An 828-nucleotide genomic window follows, 5' to 3' on the forward strand; every position below is an offset into this window, starting at 1 on the left:
GCAGGCCTTCCTGCGGCACCTGTCGCCGGTCCGGAACAAGCGCTGGGTGGTCTATGCCAAGGCGCCCTTCGCCGGCCCGGAAGCGGTGCTCGCCTACCTGTCGCGCTACACGCACCGGGTCGCGATCTCGAACGGCCGCCTCATCCGCCTCGACGAGAGCGGCGTCACCTTCCGCTACAAGGACTATCGCCGTGACGGCGCCGACCGCCAGCAGGTCATGACGCTCGCGGCCGACGAGTTCATCCGCCGCTTCCTGCTTCACGTATTGCCAAAGGGATTCCACCGCATCCGGCACTACGGCCTGCTCGCCGGCTCCGCCCGCAAGGCCAGCCTTGCGCGCGCCCGTGAACTGCTGAGCGTCGCTGCGCCATCCAATGACGACACCTCGGACGAACCGGACGACTTCCGCCCGTCGTGCCCCTGCTGCGGCGGACGCATGATCGTCATCGAGACGTTCGAACGCTGGAGGCAGCCACGCGGACCGCCGGACGCAACCGCGACGAACCGGGAGACCGCTCCATGACCCGGCATGGCATGATCCAGCGTTCAGCCGTAGGTACTCAGCCTCCGGCAACCGACCCACGCATGTCCATGGTGATCACCGAGACCGAAAGGTCAGCGCCAAGCCGTTCATCGTGCCGGCAATACCGCGCGGAGGCGCAACGAAGCGGCCTGTCCGCATTCATCCCAGCGCTTCCCAGCCTCGGCCGCGCCATCGCCGACATCAGCCGCAAATCGAAATCCCCATAGCCCATCGACTGTGGCCCGCGGGTTCCTTCCTCGGGGACTTTCGTACGCCTGCCGGCGCCCGAAACTCTTCACGAAAGC

The 828-nt window shown here is 67.0% G+C and carries 1 protein-coding gene; it reads left to right on the forward strand.

The window, feature by feature from the left end; genetic code table 11:
- Positions 1 to 523: IS91 family transposase (locus tag NKI58_RS35435; protein WP_352854536.1), on the forward strand; the 523-nt coding region annotated here is incomplete at its 5' end.
- Positions 524 to 828 lie beyond the last annotated feature (305 nt).

The sequence above is a fragment of the Mesorhizobium sp. M0522 genome (assembly GCF_040321085.1).
Lineage (GTDB): Bacteria > Pseudomonadota > Alphaproteobacteria > Rhizobiales > Rhizobiaceae > Mesorhizobium.